Source organism: Lacticaseibacillus sp. 866-1 (assembly GCF_016861825.1).
GTDB lineage: Bacteria > Bacillota > Bacilli > Lactobacillales > Lactobacillaceae > Lacticaseibacillus.
On the sequence record NZ_BOLU01000001.1, the window covers coordinates 195,812 to 214,983 of the forward strand.

At 56.3% G+C, this 19,172-nt stretch carries 17 protein-coding genes; 2 read left to right on the forward strand and 15 right to left on the reverse strand.

Annotated features, from left to right (window positions below; translation table 11 throughout):
• Nucleotides 1-55 precede the first annotated feature (55 nt).
• The 9 genes from pnpS to JUE30_RS01095 form a co-directional block, all read right to left on the reverse strand.
• Nucleotides 56-1,726, reverse strand: coding sequence for a two-component system histidine kinase PnpS (gene pnpS, locus JUE30_RS01055; protein ID WP_203623235.1), 1,671 nt, complete (start codon nt 1,724-1,726; stop codon nt 56-58).
• On the reverse strand, nt 1,719-2,423 hold the full coding sequence (locus tag JUE30_RS01060; RefSeq protein WP_125755025.1) for a response regulator transcription factor: 705 nt from the start codon (nt 2,421-2,423) through the stop codon (nt 1,719-1,721). The genes pnpS and JUE30_RS01060 overlap by 8 nt, the downstream gene beginning before the upstream one ends.
• Nucleotides 2,420-3,535 (reverse strand): PDZ domain-containing protein, encoded by a 1,116-nt coding sequence (locus JUE30_RS01065; protein WP_203623236.1) that lies wholly within the window; start codon nt 3,533-3,535, stop codon nt 2,420-2,422. The genes JUE30_RS01060 and JUE30_RS01065 overlap by 4 nt, the downstream gene beginning before the upstream one ends.
• Nucleotides 3,536-3,652: 117 nt before the next feature.
• Nucleotides 3,653-4,540, reverse strand: coding sequence for a permease-like cell division protein FtsX (gene ftsX / locus JUE30_RS01070; RefSeq protein ID WP_125755027.1), 888 nt, complete (start codon nt 4,538-4,540; stop codon nt 3,653-3,655).
• Entirely contained in the window at nt 4,530-5,216 is a 687-nt protein-coding gene (ftsE, locus tag JUE30_RS01075; protein WP_125755028.1) for a cell division ATP-binding protein FtsE, read from the reverse strand. Before ftsE ends, ftsX begins: the two co-directional genes overlap by 11 nt.
• 81 nt (nt 5,217-5,297) lie before the next feature.
• Nucleotides 5,298-6,414, reverse strand: a protein-coding gene (gene prfB / locus JUE30_RS01080; protein ID WP_203623237.1) for a peptide chain release factor 2 whose coding sequence is annotated in 2 segments (ribosomal slippage) — nt 5,298-6,341 and nt 6,343-6,414 — 1,116 coding nt in all. Because the reading frame shifts where the segments join, the coding sequence is not laid out codon by codon here.
• Nucleotides 6,415-6,488: 74 nt separating this feature from the next.
• On the reverse strand, nt 6,489-8,852 hold the full coding sequence (gene secA / locus JUE30_RS01085) for a preprotein translocase subunit SecA (RefSeq protein WP_203623238.1): 2,364 nt from the start codon (nt 8,850-8,852) through the stop codon (nt 6,489-6,491).
• A 138-nt stretch (nt 8,853-8,990) separates the two neighbouring features.
• Nucleotides 8,991-9,551: a ribosome hibernation-promoting factor, HPF/YfiA family gene (gene hpf / locus JUE30_RS01090; RefSeq protein WP_125755031.1), complete on the reverse strand. Its 561-nt coding sequence runs from the start codon at nt 9,549-9,551 to the stop codon at nt 8,991-8,993.
• A 115-nt stretch (nt 9,552-9,666) separates the two neighbouring features.
• The gene (locus tag JUE30_RS01095) at nt 9,667-10,077 is read right to left on the reverse strand and encodes a ComF family protein (RefSeq protein ID WP_239061335.1); all 411 of its coding nucleotides are present in this window, start codon (nt 10,075-10,077) and stop codon (nt 9,667-9,669) included.
• Nucleotides 10,078-10,104: 27 nt separating this feature from the next.
• On the opposite strand from JUE30_RS01095, the gene JUE30_RS01100 reads away from it, so the two are divergent.
• Complete coding sequence (locus JUE30_RS01100) at nt 10,105-10,320, forward strand: hypothetical protein (RefSeq protein ID WP_203623271.1); 216 nt, start codon at nt 10,105-10,107, stop codon at nt 10,318-10,320.
• A 5-nt stretch (nt 10,321-10,325) separates the two neighbouring features.
• On the opposite strand, the gene JUE30_RS01105 is transcribed toward JUE30_RS01100, so the two are convergent.
• Nucleotides 10,326-11,582 (reverse strand): helicase-related protein, encoded by a 1,257-nt coding sequence (locus JUE30_RS01105; RefSeq protein ID WP_203623239.1) that lies wholly within the window; start codon nt 11,580-11,582, stop codon nt 10,326-10,328.
• A 28-nt stretch (nt 11,583-11,610) separates the two neighbouring features.
• Here JUE30_RS01105 and JUE30_RS01110 point away from each other — a divergent pair, with 28 nt between their 5' ends.
• Nucleotides 11,611-12,249: a YigZ family protein gene (locus JUE30_RS01110; protein ID WP_203623240.1), complete on the forward strand. Its 639-nt coding sequence runs from the start codon at nt 11,611-11,613 to the stop codon at nt 12,247-12,249.
• A 35-nt stretch (nt 12,250-12,284) separates the two neighbouring features.
• Here the strand turns inward: JUE30_RS01110 and JUE30_RS01115 are convergent, their stop codons facing one another.
• The 5 genes from JUE30_RS01115 to JUE30_RS01135 all read right to left on the reverse strand — a co-directional run bounded on the left by JUE30_RS01115 (nt 12,285) and on the right by JUE30_RS01135 (nt 19,119).
• Complete coding sequence (locus JUE30_RS01115) at nt 12,285-14,402, reverse strand: KUP/HAK/KT family potassium transporter (RefSeq protein ID WP_203623241.1); 2,118 nt, start codon at nt 14,400-14,402, stop codon at nt 12,285-12,287.
• A 151-nt stretch (nt 14,403-14,553) separates the two neighbouring features.
• Nucleotides 14,554-16,122 (reverse strand): ribonuclease Y, encoded by a 1,569-nt coding sequence (gene rny, locus JUE30_RS01120; RefSeq protein WP_125755034.1) that lies wholly within the window; start codon nt 16,120-16,122, stop codon nt 14,554-14,556.
• 178 nt (nt 16,123-16,300) lie between these two features.
• Nucleotides 16,301-17,557, reverse strand: coding sequence for a competence/damage-inducible protein A (locus tag JUE30_RS01125; protein ID WP_203623242.1), 1,257 nt, complete (start codon nt 17,555-17,557; stop codon nt 16,301-16,303).
• A 60-nt stretch (nt 17,558-17,617) separates the two neighbouring features.
• The gene (gene pgsA, locus JUE30_RS01130) at nt 17,618-18,193 is read right to left on the reverse strand and encodes a CDP-diacylglycerol--glycerol-3-phosphate 3-phosphatidyltransferase (RefSeq protein ID WP_203623243.1); all 576 of its coding nucleotides are present in this window, start codon (nt 18,191-18,193) and stop codon (nt 17,618-17,620) included.
• Nucleotides 18,190-19,119, reverse strand: a complete 930-nt coding sequence (locus JUE30_RS01135) for a RodZ domain-containing protein (protein ID WP_203623244.1) — start codon at nt 19,117-19,119, stop codon at nt 18,190-18,192. The genes pgsA and JUE30_RS01135 overlap by 4 nt, the downstream gene beginning before the upstream one ends.
• Nucleotides 19,120-19,172 lie beyond the last annotated feature (53 nt).

Here is a 19,172-nt window from a genome sequence, read left to right on the forward strand (position 1 = left end):
TTTCAGCGTCAATACATAACAAGACGAGTGTATCAATCACATGTAAATTGTTGCCTCATCCTTTGTAAAAGCTGGGTAAATCAGTCAACGGGAGGGTGACCGTGAACGTCGAGCCCACGCCCAGCTGACTATTCAGCGTCACGTCCCCGCCGAGCTGAAGTACCATATCGTGGACGATGGCCAAGCCGAGGCCGGTGCCGCCATTATGCCGACTGCGGGCCTTGTCGACCCGGTAGAAGCGTTCAAATATCCGCTCCTGGTCATTTTCTGCGATGCCGATCCCCGTATCCTGCACGCTGAGCTTCAGATTTTTCTCGTCGGCTTTAGCTGTCACCGTAACGACGCCGTCCTTGCGATTATAAAACACAGCGTTGTTTAGCAGGTTCCTGACCACTTGAGAAAATTTCGCCGGCACCGTGGTGATGGCCAAATCGTCCGGCACATCGGCGTTGATGGTCAGCTGCTTTTCTGCGATCGGCTGCTTCAGGCTCTGCAGGGCGTCTGTGACCAGCGCCTGCACATTCACCGGCTTGGCCTGGACTTGGCCGGAATCCGGGCGCGAGAGCGTTAAGATGTCCGTAATTAGCTGCGTCAGCCGTGAGCTTTCATCGTAGATAATGTGCAGAAACTGATCCAGCGTCTGCGGATCGTCTTTAGCCCCCGCGAGCAAGGTCTCGGCAAACCCGCTGATCGCCGTCACTGGCGTTTTCAGCTCATGCGACACATTGCCAACAAAATCCAGCTGCATCTGCTCGACCTGCCGCAAGTAGGTCACATCATACAAGATGACCAGCACCTGCAGGTCACTGGTTCCCCGGTTCAGTGCGATCACGCTGGCGTCGACCGACTTTTGCGTGTTCAGCATGGTCAGTTCCTTGTGGTGCGTCTTCTGATTGCGATAGGTGTGTTCAATCATCCTGGCCAAGCGATAAGTTTTGATATCGTCAAAATAATCATGCTTGGCCTCCAGTATCGGGTGACCAACCAGCGCCGCCATGGCCGAGTTAGCGAGCAGGACCTGGCGGTTTGCGTCCAACAGCATCACGCCCAGCGGCAAGTGATCAATGAGGCGGCCAAACGTGGCCTGCCGGATCTCCGCTTTCGACCGCAGATCTTCCGTGGCGGCGTGCAGCGATTCGATTTGCTTGCCCATGGCCAGAAACGGTGAATCCGGGGTCAAAATAATCGACTCCGGCACCCCGCCGGCCTCAATGCGGGCCAGGTTGCCAGTCATTTTATCTAGATGACCGACCCAGTACCGGTGGCGGCGCTGCATCAGCATTAGCAATGCCGCCAGCCCGAAAATGGCCACCACAATCATGCCCCAAGCGACAGTCGGGGCGGCCTCAAACAAAGTCGCGCGCCGCTGCCAAACGCCGACAAACTGATTGTTGCGGCGACCCACGTAAACTTGTTCCGGCTGACCAGCCACACTCATCGTCGTGGTGTGGCCCATGATTGTTCGCTGCTGGTCCACCAGCTTCGTCAACAGCTTTGCACGCGTCCCTGTGGTCTTGCCGTCGAGCACGGTAAAGGTGACGTGGTTATCCGCTGCCAGTCGCTTAGTTGCGACGGTTCCTTGATAATCGCTGAACGTTTGGTAAAGCGAAGCGAGATGGGCGCCTTGCTGGGCGTACAACACACGGTTGATCGCCATCCACAAGGCAAAAAAGCCTGCGATAGCGAGTATGCTAACCCAGGCAATGCGCCGAACATGCTTACTCATGAGGCGCCTCCATCTGATAACCAAATCCGCGCACCGTCTTGATGTAATCTGGATGCTTTGGATCGCGTTCGATCTTATCCCGCAAGTGGCTGACCTGAATGTCCACCATCCGCGTCGCGGCCGGGTACTCAAACCCCCACACGCCGTTCAGCAGCGCATCGCGTGACAGCACCTTACCCACACGCTTGGCAAAATAAACCAGCAGCTCGAATTCTTTGGGAGTGAGCTGCAGGCGCACCCCGGCCTTGCTAGCGCGATAATTCTCGGGATCAATCATCAGCTGACCGACCACCAGCGCCTGGGCCGGCGGTTTCGGGCCGCTTTGCCGCGGGGTGTCGATACGCCGCTCAATCGCCTTGATGCGGGCAATAATCTCGCGTGGGGAAAATGGCTTTGTGACATAGTCATCAGCCCCAAGTTCCAGACCCACGATTTTATCCGTTTCACTGTCCTTGGCCGTCAAGATCATGATCGGCGTCTCCAGGTTAGCAGCCCGCAACTTTTTGGTCACCTCAAGGCCGTCTAAACCTGGCAGCATCAAGTCCAAAATGATGAAATCAAAATGCTGCTGAAGCGCGAGACTCAGGGCGGTATCCCCATCCTCTGCGGTGGTCACATCGTAGTGCTCTTTTTCCAAGTTGTACTGAAGCAGGGTAACAATTGCTGGTTCATCATCGACGACAAGAATTCTCTTCATGCTTGTTCCTCCGCAAATGTGATCATTCCCAGTTCGTGTGGCGCCCCGTTAAAAATGGCCGTTTCGGTCAGCCTGATGGCCCCGTCAAGACGCATCACCTTTAGCCGGCAGTAGGTGGGCGACGTTTGCAAGGCCGCATACAATTCATCCTCGGTGTGAACCGGCAGATGATTGCAGGTCAGGACAATATCGCCGGCGGCCAGGCCCATTTTGCTGGCTGGCGTATCCGGCTGAACGGCAACGAGCCGCACGCCGGCACTGGTTTGTGAAATCAGACCGGTCCCACGCCGAGTCGCCGCCCAGTTGGCCAGGCCCAAGATGACGCCCAACGCGGCTAAGGTGAACACCGCCATCTGACCGGCCGCTGGGCGCCAGTAAACAAGCGCGGCAACAACCAGCGCGACCAGCCCGGCGCCTAGGTATTGCCAGGACCAGGCGTCGGTCGCGTGCGTGGGCAGCTGCTTTTTGGTGGTCAGCGCTGCGCCGATCACCAAGGGCAAACCCACAAGCGCGAAGTGCACCGAGCCAATTCCCAGCTGCGGCCACCAGCCAAACGCGGGCAGCCAGTCGCCGGCCACCGGCAGCACGAGTGGGAGCCAGTACCACTGCCGGCGACTATACGTGGCAATGCGGGCACCACGCTTGCCTGGGCGCAGCTTTGGGACATCCACAGCCGGATTCATGAAGCGCAGAAGCAACGCGTTAACCAGCCAGAGGCCAGCGAGCAGCGCGGCATACCCGGCCGCCCAGCCGGCTGGCTTGGCAAGCGGGCCAAGCCACGGCGGCAGCAGAATCACCAGCCCGGCCAGCGCCACGAACCATGGCGCAAAACCGAGTCCGGCCAGCAGCAGTGCGACCACGTTAAGCACAATCAAGGCCAGCAGCACCGGGTGCGGAAGCATTGCCCCGAGCAAAACCAAGGCCACGCTAAGGACCAGTCCGCCAGCAATACCGCCAAGCAAGCCGGCCCACCAATTCGTCCAGAGACGGTCAATGCTGGTGCCAAACACCGCTCGCTCCTGACGAAACCGGTGGCTGCGCCAAAACAAGGCGACCAGCAGTCCCACCAGGGTGACCGGGCTTAAAAATAATGTAACCAGCAATTGTCCCATACGCACCTTCCTCACTATTCATCGTAAGTATAGCATGTATTTTCACTGCGCCAAACGCCCACGCCAGCAAAAAACCGCCTCGCCTCTAGGCGAAACGGTTGCAAGCAAATCAATCAGTCAGGCTTTCAGGTAACGACGCATGGAAACGACCGACCCGAGCGCCCCGATGATGATCCCAATCAGGGCCATCCCCAGGTCCAGCCAAAGCAGAAATGGCATGTTCGGGTACAGGGAAAAGCCGTTAACCGCCTCGGTGAAGTGGGCATTTTGCGCCACCAGGCCGTAGCCAAAGTCGACCAGCAGCATCGGCAGCAAGGAGCCAAACAATCCAGTCCAGGCCCCTTCAAGCAGGAACGGCCAGCGAATGTACGCGTTTGTCGCACCCACTAAGCGCATGATCTTGATCTCGTCACGCCGCGACAAAATCGTGATGCGAATCGTGTTGGAAATCAGGAACACCGCCACGAACAGCAGCAGTATCATGAAGAACGCGCCCCACCGCTGAATCGTCGAAACTGTCCGGAACAGCTTTTTGGCCGTGTTCCCGCCGTATGTGGCCTCCGAGACATGCTTCATTTTCTCTGCGCGCCGGGCAACATTGATCGTATCTTTGGCAGAGTCAGTATCGACCATGAAGATATTGTTCAGTGGATTCTGATCGCCGCGGAACATCGCCCACTGTGAGCCGTAACTACCAACGATGGAATTGAGTTCTTGACCGGCAGAGCGGTAGGTGACTTTCTTGACCTTAGCTAAGCCCTTCAGTTCCTGCTCCAAGTGATCCTGTTGCTTCTTGGTGGTGCCTTTTTGGATGTATACGCGAACCCGCACATCATTTTCGACCTGTGTGGAAACGCGGTTAACGTTCAGCAGCAGGGCAAGGAAGATTCCGACCAACAGCAGCGTGACCGTCACGGCAGAAATTGCCGCCACCGACATCCAGCCGTTGCGTTTCAGACTCTTGAGGGAGTCCTTGACGTGACGCAATAAAATATTAGTTTTCATCGCTGTAGCTGCCCCCTTGCTCGTCGCGAACCAGCCTGCCGCCGGCGATTTCCAGCAGGCGATGCGGCCGTTCATTGACGATCTCGCGGTTGTGAGTCGCCATGATGACAGTGGTGCCTTCCGAGTTGATTTTTTCCAAAATATCCATGATGCCTTCCGAGGTGTCCGGATCCAGGTTCCCGGTTGGCTCATCGGCGATCACCACGTCAGGCGCGTTGACAATCGCGCGGGCGATGGACACCCGCTGCTGTTCCCCACCGGAGAGCTCGTTAGGGAAGCGCCGGATTTTTTGCTCCAGGCCGACCATTTTCAGCACATGCAGGACCCTTGGCTTAATGTCGGCCTCTTTGGTCTCAACCACTTGCATGGCATAGGCGACATTTTCGTACACCGTCAACCGCGGCAGCAGTTTAAAGTCCTGAAACACAATGCCGATGCCACGCCGAAAATAAGGCACTTCCTTGGGCGCCATTTTAGCCAGGTCGTACTTGCCGACCTGAATGGTGCCGCTAGTCGGCTTCAATTCATGGTAAAGCATCTTGATGACAGTCGACTTACCGGCACCACTGGGCCCAATCACGTAAAGAAATTCCCCCGGGTCGACGGTCAAACTCAAATCCTTGATCGCGATGACGCCGTTGTCGTACTGCTTCATCACGTTTTTCATCTGAATCATGACTTCGCTCCTTTATTTGAACACTATCGCTGAGTATAGCAAAGCAATACGTCAGACTGATTGCAGCCAGATTACATTTCGTTACGCCGGGTTGGCATTGGCGAGCTCCCACTGCAGATAAGCGTAAATGAACGGATTGAGCGCGCCGTCCATCACGGCCTGGCCGTTGCTGGTCGAATAATTCGTGCGGTGATCCTTGACCATGGTGTAAGGGTGAAAGACATACGAGCGAATCTGTGACCCAAATGCCACATCCATCTGCTGGCCCTTGATGGCCGCAGCCTGCTCTGCCTTTTTCTCCTGCTCACGCTGATAAAGCTTGGCCTTCAGCATGGCCATCGCGGTGGCCTTGTTCTGGAACTGACTGCGCTGAGCCTGGCTGGACGTCACAATGCCCGTTGGAATGTGAATCAGTCGGACCGCACTGGAGGTCTTGTTAATGTGCTGACCACCGGCCCCGCTGGAGCGGAAGACCTCCATCTTGATGTCTTCCGGCCGCAGGTCCACGTCGATGGTGTCATCCAACTCAGGCATGACGTCGACCGAGGCAAAACTCGTGTGACGGCGGCCGGCCGCGTCAAACGGGGAGATGCGCACCAGCCGGTGCACCCCTTTTTCCGACCGCAACATGCCGTACGCATTCTCCCCGTTAATGAGCAGCGTGACACTTTTAATACCCGCTTCGTCGCCGGCTTGATAATCGGCTACTTCAACTGCGTAGCCGTTCTGATCAGCCCACCGCTCGTACATGCGCGTCAACATGGACCCCCAGTCCTGCGCTTCCGTGCCGCCGGCGCCGGGGTGAATTTCAATGATCGCGTTGTTGTGATCGTACTTACCGTTGAGGAGCAGCGCCATTTCGTAGGTGCTGAGCTTGTCCTGCAAGGCCGCCATATCGCGTTCAAGCTCCTGTTGCAGCTCCTTGTCCGGCTCTTCTTGAAGCAGTTCAAACGCCACTTCAAGGTCGTCAAGCTTGCTCTGCAAAGCAATGAAGTTATCGTGCTTGACCTTAAGTTGATTATTCTGGTCGATCAGCTTTTGCGCGTTTTCTTGATCGTCCCAAAAGCCCGGCTCGGCCATGCGACCTTCATTTTCAGCGATGCGTTCGTTCAAGGCATCGAGGTCAAAGCGACCCCCTAAAGTGATTTATTTTGGCTCGCATGTCTGCGAGGGTGGTGCGAATCTCTGCGATTTCCATCGTGTCGTTCCTTTCTCAATAACCGATTTCGCCAAAAACGCCAAGGCAACGGGAGTGCTGCCCTGGCGTCATAATCAGCGACGAATATTTTGTCGGATCTGCGCCTTCATGAAGAGCCGGGTGACCCCGTCGTCCATGTTCGCGATCATTTCCTCAAACATCCGGTACGCTTCTTCTTGGTACTCGACCAACGGGTTCATCTGCCCGTAGCCGCGCAGCCCAACACTTTGCCGAAGCTGATCCAAGGCATCGATGTGCTCGGTCCACAGACTGTCGACCACGCGCAAGATCACGACTTTTTCAAACTCCAGCATCTGAGCCTTATCGCCCAACTGGTTCAACTTGCTGGTGTAATTATCTTCAGCCAGCTGTTCAAGCGTCCTGATGATCTCGTCGCTTGACCGCTTGGCGAGCGCACTCTTCTTGAAGTCCTCATCCGTGACCATGTTAGTCGTCACGTAGTCGTAAATCTTGTCGAGTTCCCACTCCTGCTTTTCACCTTGGGTGTGAGCTTGGACCATGCGTGTGATGCAACGATCGATCATCGCCATCAGCACTGGCTTCAGTGTCTCCTCTTCGTTGATCACCTGCTGGCGCTGCTTATAAATGACCTCACGCTGTTCGCGCATCACGTCATCGTACTGAAGGGTGTTCTTACGGGTATCGTAGTTGTTCCCTTCAACGCGCTTTTGCGCCGATTCAACGGAGCGCGAGATCATCCGGCTGCGAATCACCTGCTCGTCGTCGTCCAACTTGAAGCGGTCGAGCATCTGCTTGATTCGCTCTGAGCCGAAGCGCTTCATCAAGTCGTCCTCAAGCGACAGGTAAAACTGGGTGGCACCAGGATCACCTTGACGCCCGGAACGGCCACGCAGCTGGTTATCGATCCGGCGGCTTTCGTGCCGCTCGGTCCCGATGACCGCAAGCCCGCCGACCGCCGTGACCCCGGGACCCAGTTTGATATCGGTCCCGCGCCCGGCCATGTTCGTCGCAATCGTGACCGCGCCGCGCTGGCCCGCGTTCATGATGATTTCGGCTTCCTTGGCATGGTTCTTCGCGTTCAGCACGCTGTGGGGAATCCCTTCCTCGTCCAGCAGTTTGGACAGCCGTTCGGAAGACTCGATTGCGACCGTGCCGACCAGAATCGGTTGCCCTTTGGCGTGGCGTGCTTTGATGTCCCGCGTCACGGCCTTAAACTTGGCATCTAGGGTCGGGTACAAAATATCCGGAGAATCAACGCGAATGACCGGCTTGTTGGTCGGAATCGAAATGACTTCCATGTTGTAGATTTCCCGGAATTCTTCCTCTTCCGTCTTCGCCGTCCCGGTCATGCCGGCCAGTTTATTGTACATCCGGAAGAAGTTCTGATAGGTAATCGTGGCCATGGTGGCATTTTCGTCCTGGATCTCGACGCCTTCCTTGGCTTCGATCGCTTGGTGCAGGCCGTCGGAGAAGCGCCGCCCTTCCATCGCGCGGCCAGTGAACTGGTCAACGATCAGCACTTCGCCTTCCTGCACCATGTAGTCGATATCTTTGAGCATGATGTAGTTGGCCCGCAGCGCCTGATCCAAATGGTGCGTCAGGGCGGTGTTTTCGGTGTCGTAAAGGTTCTTGAGGCCAAAAATCTTCTCCGCCTTGCGGATCCCGTTTTCGGTCAACGCCACGGTCTTGGTCGGCCAGTCGATCTTGTAGTCGTCCTCTTCCTTGAGGGTCTTTACGAACCGGTCGGCGCGAATGTACAGCCCAGTCGACTTTTCCGCCCCACCGGAGATGATCAGCGGCGTCCGGGCTTCATCGATCAGAATTGAGTCCACTTCATCGACGATCGCGTAGTTGAGTGGCCGCTGAGCCATCTGCTGCTTGTAGACAACCATGTTGTCACGCAAATAGTCGAACCCGAGTTCACTGTTCGTCGAATAGGTGATATCCGCGTTGTAAGCCGCCTGTTTCTCCTCGGAGGAGAGGTCATGGGTGTTCAGCCCCACGGTCAGGCCCAGCCAATTGTAGAGCTCGCCCATTTCGGTCGCGTCACGACCGGACAGGTATTCATTGACGGTGACGACATGGACCCCTTTGCCAGCTAACGCGTTCAGGTAGACGGGCATGGTCGCGGTCAGGGTTTTCCCTTCACCAGTTTTCATTTCGGCAATGTTGCCTTCGTGAAGCGTGATGCCGCCGATGATCTGCACCCGAAACGGGAACAGGCCGAGCACGCGCTTAGCACCTTCGCGGGCAGTCGCAAAGGCCTCAGGCAAGATGTCATCGAGGGTTTCCCCCTTCATGAGCCGATCTTTCAGTTCAGGCGTTTTTGCTTTCAGGTCCTCATCGCTCAGCGCAGCATACTCGTCCTCGTAGGCCATCACCTGATCGGCAATTTTACCGAGACGGTTCACTTCGCGCTTGTCGCTTTCGACCCAAGACTTTAATACGTTTGGCATTCAGTAATCCTCTCCTGTCATCCAACTTTGCATACTGCTGACAGTATCTAAATCATTTTATCATTGTTCTCAGGTCTTTACACGCCTAGCGCAAAAAAACCGCAGATCAGGCGATCTGCGGTTGCTGAAGAAGGCGTTTTACTCGTCAGTTTCGATCAGGCCATAGCGGCCATCACGGCGCTTGTACACGATGCTGGTCCCGTTCGTATCAGCATCCTCGAAAATGAAGAAGTTATGCCCCAACATGTCCATCTGCAAAATGGCCTCTTGGGAATCCATCGGCTTCAACGACACCCGCTTGGTCCGGACCACCGTCAATTCATCTTCGTTGTCATCGGTACTGGTTGGTGCAGGTGTGCCCTCAGGCGCCACATCAATTGGCGCAAAGCCCTTTTCGCGCGACTTGCGGTTGATCTTGGTCTTATATTTCCGGACCTGACGCTCCAGCTTATCAGTGACCAAATCGACACTGGCATAAAGATCAGGGCTGGTTTCCTCGGCCCGCAGAGTCAGGTAAGACAATGGGATGGTCACTTCGACCTTGGCGGTTTTATCCTGATAAACCTTCAAGTTGACATGCGCGATGGCCTCGACTGAACTTTCGAAGAACTTGTTCAGCTTGCTGATCCGCTTCTCAACATAACTGCGAATGGCATCAGTGACTTCGATGTTTTCGCCACGAACGTTGTATGTGAGCATAAAACTTCTCCCCTTTCATCCGTGCAAACTCGTTGCACACAGGCAAATTGGCTCTGATAAAGCCCTTTCACCCTTCGTCTTTATTATATCGAACTGAAAGCGGTGAAACAAATATTTATCTGATCAGCGACCGACTGATCACCTCACCTTCAAAACCGGCCGCTCGCAGCGCCGCCTTGGCGTGGTACAGGGTCCGCCCGGTGGTGTATAGATCGTCAAGCAGCACGATGTGGGGCGGCACCTTGGCGGGTAAATGAGCGGTAAAACTTTGCCCGGTGAGCAGTCGCTCTGCCCGCGTCTTCTGCGCCTGAGGGACTGGGGTGTCGGCCTTGGTCAGCCACAGCGCCAGCGGCAGATGACCAAACAATCCCAGCACTGGATCAAATCCGCGCCTTGCATAGTGCCCTCGCTCGCTTGGAATCGGCACCAGGGCCTGGTTTTCGCCAACTACTTGGAGCACATCAGCGAATGCGCCATGCAGATGGTAATCACCCAGGCCTTTGTACTGCTGAATAAAAGCCTTCATCGGTGCGGTGTAACGAAACCACGCCCGGTGATTAAGCAGCTGCTCTCCCTGTGCCTTCCAGCGCTGGCAGTCCTGGCAAAGGCTGGGGGAATCGGCGCGACCGCAACCGGGACAGACAGTCTGCTGATCGATCTGATCAAAGCGGGCAAAGCAGGGCCGGCACAATTGAGCCGGTCGCAGCGGCCGCGCATCAAGCAGGCCAGAGAGCCCCGGATCATCTCGCAGGGGCTGATGGCACAATAGGCAGTTCATGGTCTGCGCCTGTTCATCATCGTGATTTCATGCCGCGCTGCCAGCATGTTCAACGTGATGTGCCGGCCCACAAACCACACCGGATCATCCGGGCTGGCCTGGCTGCGGCCTGCGCGCCCAGCCATCTGGATCAGCCCACTGGCACTGAACTGCCGGTCGTCTGCGGCCAGCACCAGCACCGCGCAGTGCGGAATCGTCACCCCTCGCTCCAAAATCGTCGTGGTGAGCAGGACCGCCACCACGCCATCGCGAAACTGTTGAACTTTTACTACCCGTTCCGGATCTTCGGCGTGGACCGTCTGCACCGTGTACCCGGCTTGGCCCAAGGCTTGCGCAAGCGGCAACAACCAATCAATGCGCGGCACAAACAGCATGCACTGACGGCCTGTGAGTTGTGCCAGCAAGCGCAAAACGGTGTTGGGAGCCCGTTTTGGCACCCCTTTAAGCGTGGCGACAAGCAGGTGCGGCACTGGCAGCGGAAAGCCATGAAAGCGCCGCACCAAAAAGCTGACACCGATGGTGCCAGCGCGTGCCGCCTGCTTTAACGCCCGCGGCGGGGTCGCACTGAGGTACACGGTCGGGCCGCGGTTGGCATGAGCCACGGCGGCAGCCAGCATGGGCGTTTGACTATACGGAAACGCGTCCACCTCATCGACGATCACCAGGTCAAAATGCTGATAATACCGCAGCAGCTGGTGGGTGGTCGCCACCACCAGAGGGGCAGGTGCCACTGGCCAAGGCGCGCCGCCGTATTGCACCGCGACGGGGGTCTCGGCAAAGGCGGCTTGAAGCCGTGGAGCCAGCTCAAGCACAACATCGATCCGCGGTGTTGCGACGGCCACCCGGTGATGTTCGGCAAGCTCATGCGCAATGAGCGGAAACAGCATCTCCGTTTTGCCCGCCCCTGTCACCGCCCACAACAGATGATCGCGGCCTGCCGCAACCGACGCCACTGCGGCCTGCGCGGCAGCGCTTTGGGCCGGTGTGAGCGAACCTGCCCAGGTCAACGTGCCGCCTTCACCAGGTCCGCTTGGGAACCGAAACAGTCGCGTCGTGCTGGTGACCCGGCCAAGGCCGATGCATGCTCGGCAATACGTGCGCCCATCCGGCAGCTGGTGGTGCGTGCGCTGACCGCAGCGCTGGCAAACCCCATCAACAATGCCGAAGACGACCTCAGCCTGTGCTAAACTGGACGCAGCGATGCCAGCGTCTGCGACTTCTTCATCAATCAGTTGCATCCCACTTGGAATCATTGCTTTCACCTCAAAAGGAGATTACGCCATGACAGCCGATTATCACACGTTGACTCGCGCCGCGGAGGCGGAGCAGGTGATCAAAAAATCTCGCTTCATCTGTGCGGTGGCGCCGATCAAAAGCGAAAAAGACGCGCAGGCCTTCATCACCGCCGTGGCTAAGGCGCATCCTAAGGCCAACCATCACGTCCCCGTCTACCTGCTGGGGGACGATGACCACATCCAGCGGGCCAACGACGCTGGCGAGCCCGCCGGTACCGCAGGGGTGCCAATGCTGCGCACGCTTCAGGAAATGGGGCTTCACGATGTGGTCGCCGTGACCACCCGGTACTTCGGCGGCATCAAACTGGGGGCCGGTGGGCTGATTCGAGCGTACGCCGGCAGCGTCACCGCGGCAGTCAAGCAGGCCGGCATCAGCCGGCGGCAAATGATGCGTGCGCTGACCCTCAGCATGCCTTACGCCCAGCTCGACCGCGTGACTCACTGGCTGGGCGAACAAAGCCTCACCATCACCGCCACGGACTATCGGGAACAAGTCACCGTGAGCGTCGCGGTGCCTGCAGCCCAGGCAGAACTAGTCAGCCGCGACCTTGTTAATTTGACGGCAGGCCAGGTGGTCCCTGAGCTCGGTACCCTCAGCCCCCGACTGATCCCAATGCCACAATAAAACCCCAGACAATGTTGAAATTGTCTGGGGTTTTCTCACTTTTCAGCGTCGTCGTCAGGCGCCTTGGTTTGCGGATTAATGATCTCCGTTTGCGTCTGGATTGGACTGTTTTTCACGCGGTCAACGGCTTTTAGCCGCATGGCCTTGGCATTCATGATTTGGTGCTTGGAAAAAGCCACAGTGCGCGGCACGCTGATGAACAGCGGCACGGTTTCTTCCACGACATTGGCAAATTCTAGACCGTACCAGTTGGCCGGGCTTGTGGTGATGTTTTGCAGCCACAGACGTCCGCCAATCAGTCTGCGCTGCCAGCCGGGGATGTTCTCCGTCGTCAGCAGGTTCTGTGCTTGTTCGCGGATGATGACAAACTTGAAGTCCCCCACGTTGCGGTTCTTGACGGTCGTATACTTCGGCGTCTGCGGGTCGATGACCTTGGCGTTCAGCAAATCGTTAATGATCTTGCGGATGTAGACATTCACGTGTTGTGACATCCGGAAGCCCAGGTAAATCTGCACTGAGATCACGTTGCGGGTATGCAGCATATCGACGGTGTAACGCATTTCGACCGGCTTATCCGTTTCGTTGACGGTGACAAACCAGTAGACTTTGGCACGTTTGGGCCGCTTATCCAAGATTGAGTACAGCGTCGAACGCTTCAACCGGTATCCCTGCTTGACCTTTGTCATGTAAACCAGGTTTGTCGTGTAGGTTGGAATTGTCTCATCCGCTGACAACTCAGTCAGCTGGTCGACGTAATCCGTCAGGACGACGTACTCACTTTCGTCCTGGTAATGCTCTCGAATCTTATTGCCGAAGTACCAAACGACCATCATGGCCAAAATTAGCAGCATGATGAACAGCGTGATGTACCCGCCATGAAGAAACTTGACCATGCTGGCCACCAGAAAGACAAATTCAATCATCCCAAAGAACCCGGCCACCAGCGCCGCATACAAGCGGCGAATCTTCATGGACAGGAACTCGAACAGCAGCACGGTGGTCATCAGCATGGTGATGGTGATGGCAAGCCCGTATGCCGCCTCCATCGCTTTAGAGGTGCGGAAGAACCACACGACGCTCAAGGTGACTAGGCACAGAAACCAGTTCACAAACGCGATGTAAATCTGACTGCGCTCAGTAGAGGGGTGCTTGATCGCCATGCGAGGCAAAAACTTCAGCCCAACGGCTTCATGAACCAGCGTGTAAGAGCCGGTGATCAAGGCCTGGGAAGCAATGATTGCCGCCATCGTGGCCAGTACGATGGCAAACGGCCGCAGCCCGGTGTTCAGCATCGTGTAAAACGGGTTCAGGGTCGCCATCCCGGCGAATGCAGGATCTTGATAGTGGCCAATCAGCCAAGCGCCTTGCCCAAAGTAGTTCAGCATCAAGCAGACATAGACAAATGGCCAGGTCGCGTAGATATTGTATTTACCCACGTGCCCCATGTCTGAGTAAAGTGCCTCAGCCCCGGTCGTGGCCAGGAAAATGCTCCCAAGCAGGAAAATACCGACTTTATTCGCTGGTGAAAACAAGATTCGCACCGCATAAACCGGATTCAGGGCCTTGATGATCTCCAGGTGCCCCGTCATGTGAGTCAGCCCTGCAATGCCCAGAAACAGGAACCAAATCAGCATGATGGGCCCAAAAGCATTGCCTAACTTGGCGGTGCCAAAGCGCTGGATCATAAATAAGGTCAGCAAAACGACGCTGGTGATGACCAAAACAACCAGCTGCGAGTTGCTGAAGACGAAACTGCCAAAGCGCTGATTTTTCAGGCCTTCAAGGGCGGTGGTGACCGTGACCGCCGGCGTCAAGGTGCCGTCGGCCAGCAGGGCCGCGCCGCCAATCAAGGCAGGAATGGCCAACCAAGCGCCGCGCCGGCGCACCAGTGCGTAAAGCGCAAAGATCCCACCTTCACCGTTGTTATCAGCCTGCATCGCCAGCACAACATATTTAATGGTGGTGAGAATCATCAAGGTCCAAAAAATTAACGACACTGACCCGATAATGTAATCCGGCGTCAGCGCACCCACTGAGCCCGCGTCCGCAATGATCGCGTTCATGACGTACAGTGGGGAGGTCCCGATGTCGCCGTAAACGATCCCCAGCGTGATCAGCATGCCGACCAGTGACGCTTTTTTCTTCCGTGTCATTATTCTCTCCTTAGCAGCGACGAACTGCCCGCCGCGTCTTAAGTGACTGTACGAAATGATAATCCATTTCAGGGGGCAGCGTCAACTGAGACCCAATGGCGTCAAAAAAGCGGCCGCCATCGGGGGATGACGAGCCGCTTTTGAAATCCGGTCACTTGGCGTACTCAACGGTGCGCTTTTCCCGAATCACGGTCACCTTAATGTGACCAGGATATTCAAGTTCTTTCTCAATGCGGTTGCGAATCTCGCGAGCCAAAACCACCGACTGCTCATCAGTTAGCTTATCCGGCTGAACGATCACGCGAACCTCACGGCCGGCCTGAATCGCATACGACTGCGCCACGCCGTCGAACGAGTTAGCAATGGCTTCGAGCTTTTCCAGCCGGTGAAGGTAATTCTCCAGCGATTCGGAGCGAGCCCCGGGCCGCGCCGCCGAAATCGCGTCAGCTGCGGCAACTAACACCGCGATGACCGAAGTCGGCGCAACGTCGCCATGATGCGAGGCAATCGTGTTGATCACCACTTCTGGTTCTTTGTACTTTGTGGCCAACTCAACGCCGATCTCAACGTGAGACCCGCCCACTTCACGGTCTTGAGCCTTACCAATATCATGTAATAATCCTGCGCGTCTCGCTAAGTTGACATCTTCGCCGAGTTCTGCCGCCATGATTCCAGCCAGCTTGGCCACCTGAATCGAGTGATCCAGGACGTTCTGCCCGTAGCTGGTCCGGAAGTGCAAGCGGCCCAAGATCTTGATCAAGTCGGGGTGCATATTATGAATCCCGACATCAAAAATTGCCTGTTCCCCGATTTCACGAATGCGTTGATCCATTTCCTTGCGCGCCTTGTCGACCATTTCTTCAATGCGGGCAGGATGAATACGACCGTCCTGAATCAGTTTTTCAAGCGCCATCCGGGCGATTTCACGCCGAATCGGGTCAAACCCTGACAACACCACCGCTTCCGGTGTGTCATCGATGATCAAGTCGATCCCTGTCAGTGTTTCCAAAGTCCGGATATTGCGACCCTCACGGCCGATGATTCGACCCTTCATATCGTCGTTCGGCAGGGTAACTGTCGTGACCGTCGTTTCGGCGACCACATCAGAGGCACTGCGCTGGATGGCATCGGCGATGAGCGACTTGGCCGTGCGGTCAGCCGTCTCCTTCGCCTCATCTTCACTTTCTTTGATCAATGTGGCACGTTCATGCGCCAGTTCAGCCTTGGTTTCAGTGAGGACCTGGTCTTTCGCCTGTGCTTTGGTGAGACCGGCGATGCGTTCCAGCTCCTGCTGTTGTTTCAAAATAGTGGCGGTAATGTCTTCTTTTTTGGCATCCAATTGCTGCTGCCGGGCGTTTAATTCGCTCTCGCGCGCCGTCAGACTCTTTTCCTTTTGGTCAAGCGTATCATCACGGCGATCCAGCGCCTCTTCACGCTGCAAGACGCGATGTTCCGATTGCTGGACCTCACTGCGCCGATCCTTGAGTTCGGCCTCCACCTGAGTCTGGTACTGGTGGGCCTTTTCCCGCGCCGAAACAATTTTCTCTTTCTTGAGCGTTTCGGCTTCTTTCTTCGCGCTCTCAATGATTCCAGCAGCACTGTCATGTGCTTGATCCAAAGTCCGCTCATGGCTTCGTTTCTGAAGCCAGTTGCCAATCAACAATCCGAGCACCAAAGCGATGACGGCGAGGATCACTGAGAGCAAAATTCCTGAGCTCATCTTTTCACCTCCGCATCATCAAATGGTTTCACGATGCTATTAATATTTACAATTTGACACAATGTTGATTGTAGCGGTTAGGGTCTGTGGTGTCAACTTGATGAAAGCGCGTCAACCCTACGCAAAAGCGGGTTTGCCAACGTGGCAGACCCGCTTCAAAAAAGGTTTAACCGGTGATTTAGCCTTGTTTTTCAGCCGCTTGCAGAAAACGTAAGAGCGTGAATAAACCGGCTTTGACCGCGCGCCCGCGCACTGCGGCCCGACTGCCCGGGAAATGATGCAGCGTCGCGACGGCCGACTGACCTTTGGCGGCCAGCCCAATCCATACCGTCCCCGCCTCGATGCCGTCGCTCGGCCCGGGGCCGGCAACCCCGGTGAAGCTGATTGCGACATCAGCTGCGGCCTGCTTGAGCGCCCCCTCCGCCATCGCTTTAGCGGTTTGCTCGCTGACAGCACCGGCCTGGTCGATCGCGGCCTGATCCAGCTGCAGGAACTTGGCCTTGGTGCGGTTGGAATAGGTGACAAAGCCGCCTTTGAACCATGCCGAAACCCCGGGAATGTCGGCCAGCGCTGCTTGAAAGGCCCCTGCGGTTAAGCTCTCCGCCGCCGTGACCTCAACCTTCTCGCGGGCCAGTGCGCGGACCACCTCAGCGGCCAAACTGTTATTATCGCCGTAACCGTAGAAGAACTCGCCCAGCCGCGCCTGCACCGCGCGTTCAAGCGGATCCAGCAGCGCCGTGGCGGCCTGCTCTGATTTGGCCTTGGCGGTCAGCCGCAGCGTCACCTCGTACGGCTTAATATAGGTGGCCAACGTCGGGTTGGTCTGCGCGGCGATGAGGTCCGCCAGCTCAGTCACCACCTGCGACTCACCAATGCCAAAGAAGCGCAGCACCCGCGACACCATCACTTCACCTTGGCCTTGCCTTTTCAGCAGCAGGGGCACCAGGGCGTTTAACACCATCGGCTCAAACTCACGCGGCGGCCCAGGCAGCAGCACGTAGGTCCGCCCTTGCTGTTCCAGCACGGCGCCAACAGCTAGGCCAACGGCGTTTGTCAGTACCGTTGCTCCGGCCGGATACATGGCTTGCAGGCGATTGTTGGCAGTCATTTCGTGGTGCTGCTGCTTGGCGTAGGCCTTGAGCTTGGCCATCGCCGGCGCGTCTTCGACCAGCGCCACACCGAGGTGCTTGGCCAGTGTCTGCTTGGACAAGTCATCGGGTGTCGGCCCCAGCCCGCCCAAGACAAAAATCATGTCCGCACGGCTTTCGGCAAGCGCGATTGCCGCCTCCAACCGCTCGGGATTGTCGCCAACGACTTGCTGATTAAGGCTGTCGATACCCAGCTCGCTGAGCTGCTTGGCCAAAAACGCCCCATTCGTGTTGGTGATTTGGCCCAGCAGCATCTCCGTTCCGACTGCGATCAATTCTGCGTTCATGACATTGGTCCTTTCTGTCCATACAGACAACAAAACCCGCAGTAAGCTGCGGGCTGCGAGTTATTTACCAAAAGAGTCGGCGAAGACCCCACGATTCTTGTAAAAGTATTCGATTCCTGAGTACAAGGTGAAGAGCACCGCGAGGTAAAACAGAATTTCACCCAAGGGAAAGCTCAGCCCGAAGTTATTTAGAAACAGGCAGATGATGGCCAAGTCCTGGGTGACGGTCTTGATCTTACCCGGCCAAGCCGCGGCCAGCACCTCGCCTTCGTTGGACAGCAGTAATCTCAGTCCCGTTACAGCAAGCTCCCGCCACAGAATGACTGCAGTGCCCCAGGCAGGCACGACGCCAGCTGCCGTGAGAAAGATGAAGGCGGTCATCACCAGCAGTTTGTCCGCCAGCGGATCAGCAAATTTACCGAAATTCGTCACCAAGTGGCGGGCCCGAGCGATTTTACCATCGGCCAAGTCGGTGAGGGTCGCCGCGATAAAAATGATAGTGGCAACTAGGTACGACCAAGAGAGCTGGCTCGCGCCAACGGCAAAACTGCCCGCCGGCCAGCCCATGACCAGCAAGATCGTAAAGACCGGGATCAGGATGATCCTAAGCATCGTTAATTTGTTTGGTAAATTCACTGCACGTTCCCACTTTCTGACGAACTGCTTGACGCGGCCGTGAAGGTCACCGTCCGCACGACACTGGTTGTGGTCGTGCCCAAGTCAACCTTTTTGTCGTTCAACGAGATGGTCGTTTTCGGCATATTGCCGGAGTTGACAGCAAAACTGGTCGTGCCGTCTGGCAAGTCTACCGTGTGCTCACTACCCGGCTGAACCGTCCCCTGCCAGGTCACCGCATTGTTGACGTAGACGGCGACCCAGGCTGCGGCATCAGTAGCCGCAACTTTGATGGTGTTACCACTGGCCGGCAGATTAGTGACCGTGGCCGTCTGTCTTGTCGTGGAGACGTCAGCCACCGCAATCTTCAGGCTGCCGTTCTTCTTGCTTGATTTTTTCGTCTTTTTACTGCTTGCCTTTGCCTTACTGGACGTCGAGCTGGCCTTTTGGCTGCTGGACGCCTTCTTACTGCTTGAAGCCTTTTTGCTACTCGAGACCGACACGTTGTCGTTGGTCGGAATCGTCTCTTTCGGCTGGGTGCTAGAGTAATGCCACATCACCAGGTAGGCCCCCACCACGATCACAATCGCGAGTGCCGCAATGGCAATGGGCCAGGCGTGCTGACGCAGCTTATTGACTGGTGAGTTTTCAGCAGTCCGCTCGCTGCGGGTCCGATTTTCAACTGATTGTTCCACATACTCCTGAGGCTGTGTGTCAGGAATGTCTTGCTGAAATTGCGTTAGTAGCGCGTCGGCATCGAGGCCAACCGTCTCTGCATACTGCTTGATAAATGCCCGGACGTAGAAATCGCCTGGAAGCGCGTCAAAATTGCCTTCTTCGATCGCAATCAAATAACGCTTTTGGATCTTGGTGATCTGCTGAAGGTCGTCAAGGGTATAGCCCTTTTCAATTCTGGCGGTACGCAGTTTTTGCCCAATTTCGTCCATTTGTTTTCTTCACCCGCTAGTTTATTATTGACTGTTTTCAGTATAGCATGAAT

What these genes read in the sequence shown, in the direction of transcription:
- JUE30_RS01110 (WP_203623240.1), top strand. Translation starts at nt 11,611, where the DNA reads ATGACAGCCGATTATCACACGTTGACTCGCGCCGCGGAGGCGGAGCAG.
- ftsX (WP_125755027.1), bottom strand. Translation starts at nt 4,540, where the DNA reads ATGAAAACTAATATTTTATTGCGTCACGTCAAGGACTCCCTCAAGAGT.
- JUE30_RS01095 (WP_239061335.1), bottom strand. Translation starts at nt 10,077, where the DNA reads ATGAAGGCTTTTATTCAGCAGTACAAAGGCCTGGGTGATTACCATCTG.
- pnpS (WP_203623235.1), bottom strand. Translation starts at nt 1,726, where the DNA reads ATGAGTAAGCATGTTCGGCGCATTGCCTGGGTTAGCATACTCGCTATC.
- JUE30_RS01105 (WP_203623239.1), bottom strand. Translation starts at nt 11,582, where the DNA reads ATGATTCCAAGTGGGATGCAACTGATTGATGAAGAAGTCGCAGACGCT.
- secA (WP_203623238.1), bottom strand. Translation starts at nt 8,852, where the DNA reads ATGCCAAACGTATTAAAGTCTTGGGTCGAAAGCGACAAGCGCGAAGTG.
- ftsE (WP_125755028.1), bottom strand. Translation starts at nt 5,216, where the DNA reads ATGATTCAGATGAAAAACGTGATGAAGCAGTACGACAACGGCGTCATC.
- rny (WP_125755034.1), bottom strand. Translation starts at nt 16,122, where the DNA reads ATGAGCTCAGGAATTTTGCTCTCAGTGATCCTCGCCGTCATCGCTTTG.
- JUE30_RS01125 (WP_203623242.1), bottom strand. Translation starts at nt 17,557, where the DNA reads ATGAACGCAGAATTGATCGCAGTCGGAACGGAGATGCTGCTGGGCCAA.
- JUE30_RS01135 (WP_203623244.1), bottom strand. Translation starts at nt 19,119, where the DNA reads ATGGACGAAATTGGGCAAAAACTGCGTACCGCCAGAATTGAAAAGGGC.
- hpf (WP_125755031.1), bottom strand. Translation starts at nt 9,551, where the DNA reads ATGCTCACATACAACGTTCGTGGCGAAAACATCGAAGTCACTGATGCC.
- JUE30_RS01065 (WP_203623236.1), bottom strand. Translation starts at nt 3,535, where the DNA reads ATGGGACAATTGCTGGTTACATTATTTTTAAGCCCGGTCACCCTGGTG.
- JUE30_RS01060 (WP_125755025.1), bottom strand. Translation starts at nt 2,423, where the DNA reads ATGAAGAGAATTCTTGTCGTCGATGATGAACCAGCAATTGTTACCCTG.
- JUE30_RS01115 (WP_203623241.1), bottom strand. Translation starts at nt 14,402, where the DNA reads ATGACACGGAAGAAAAAAGCGTCACTGGTCGGCATGCTGATCACGCTG.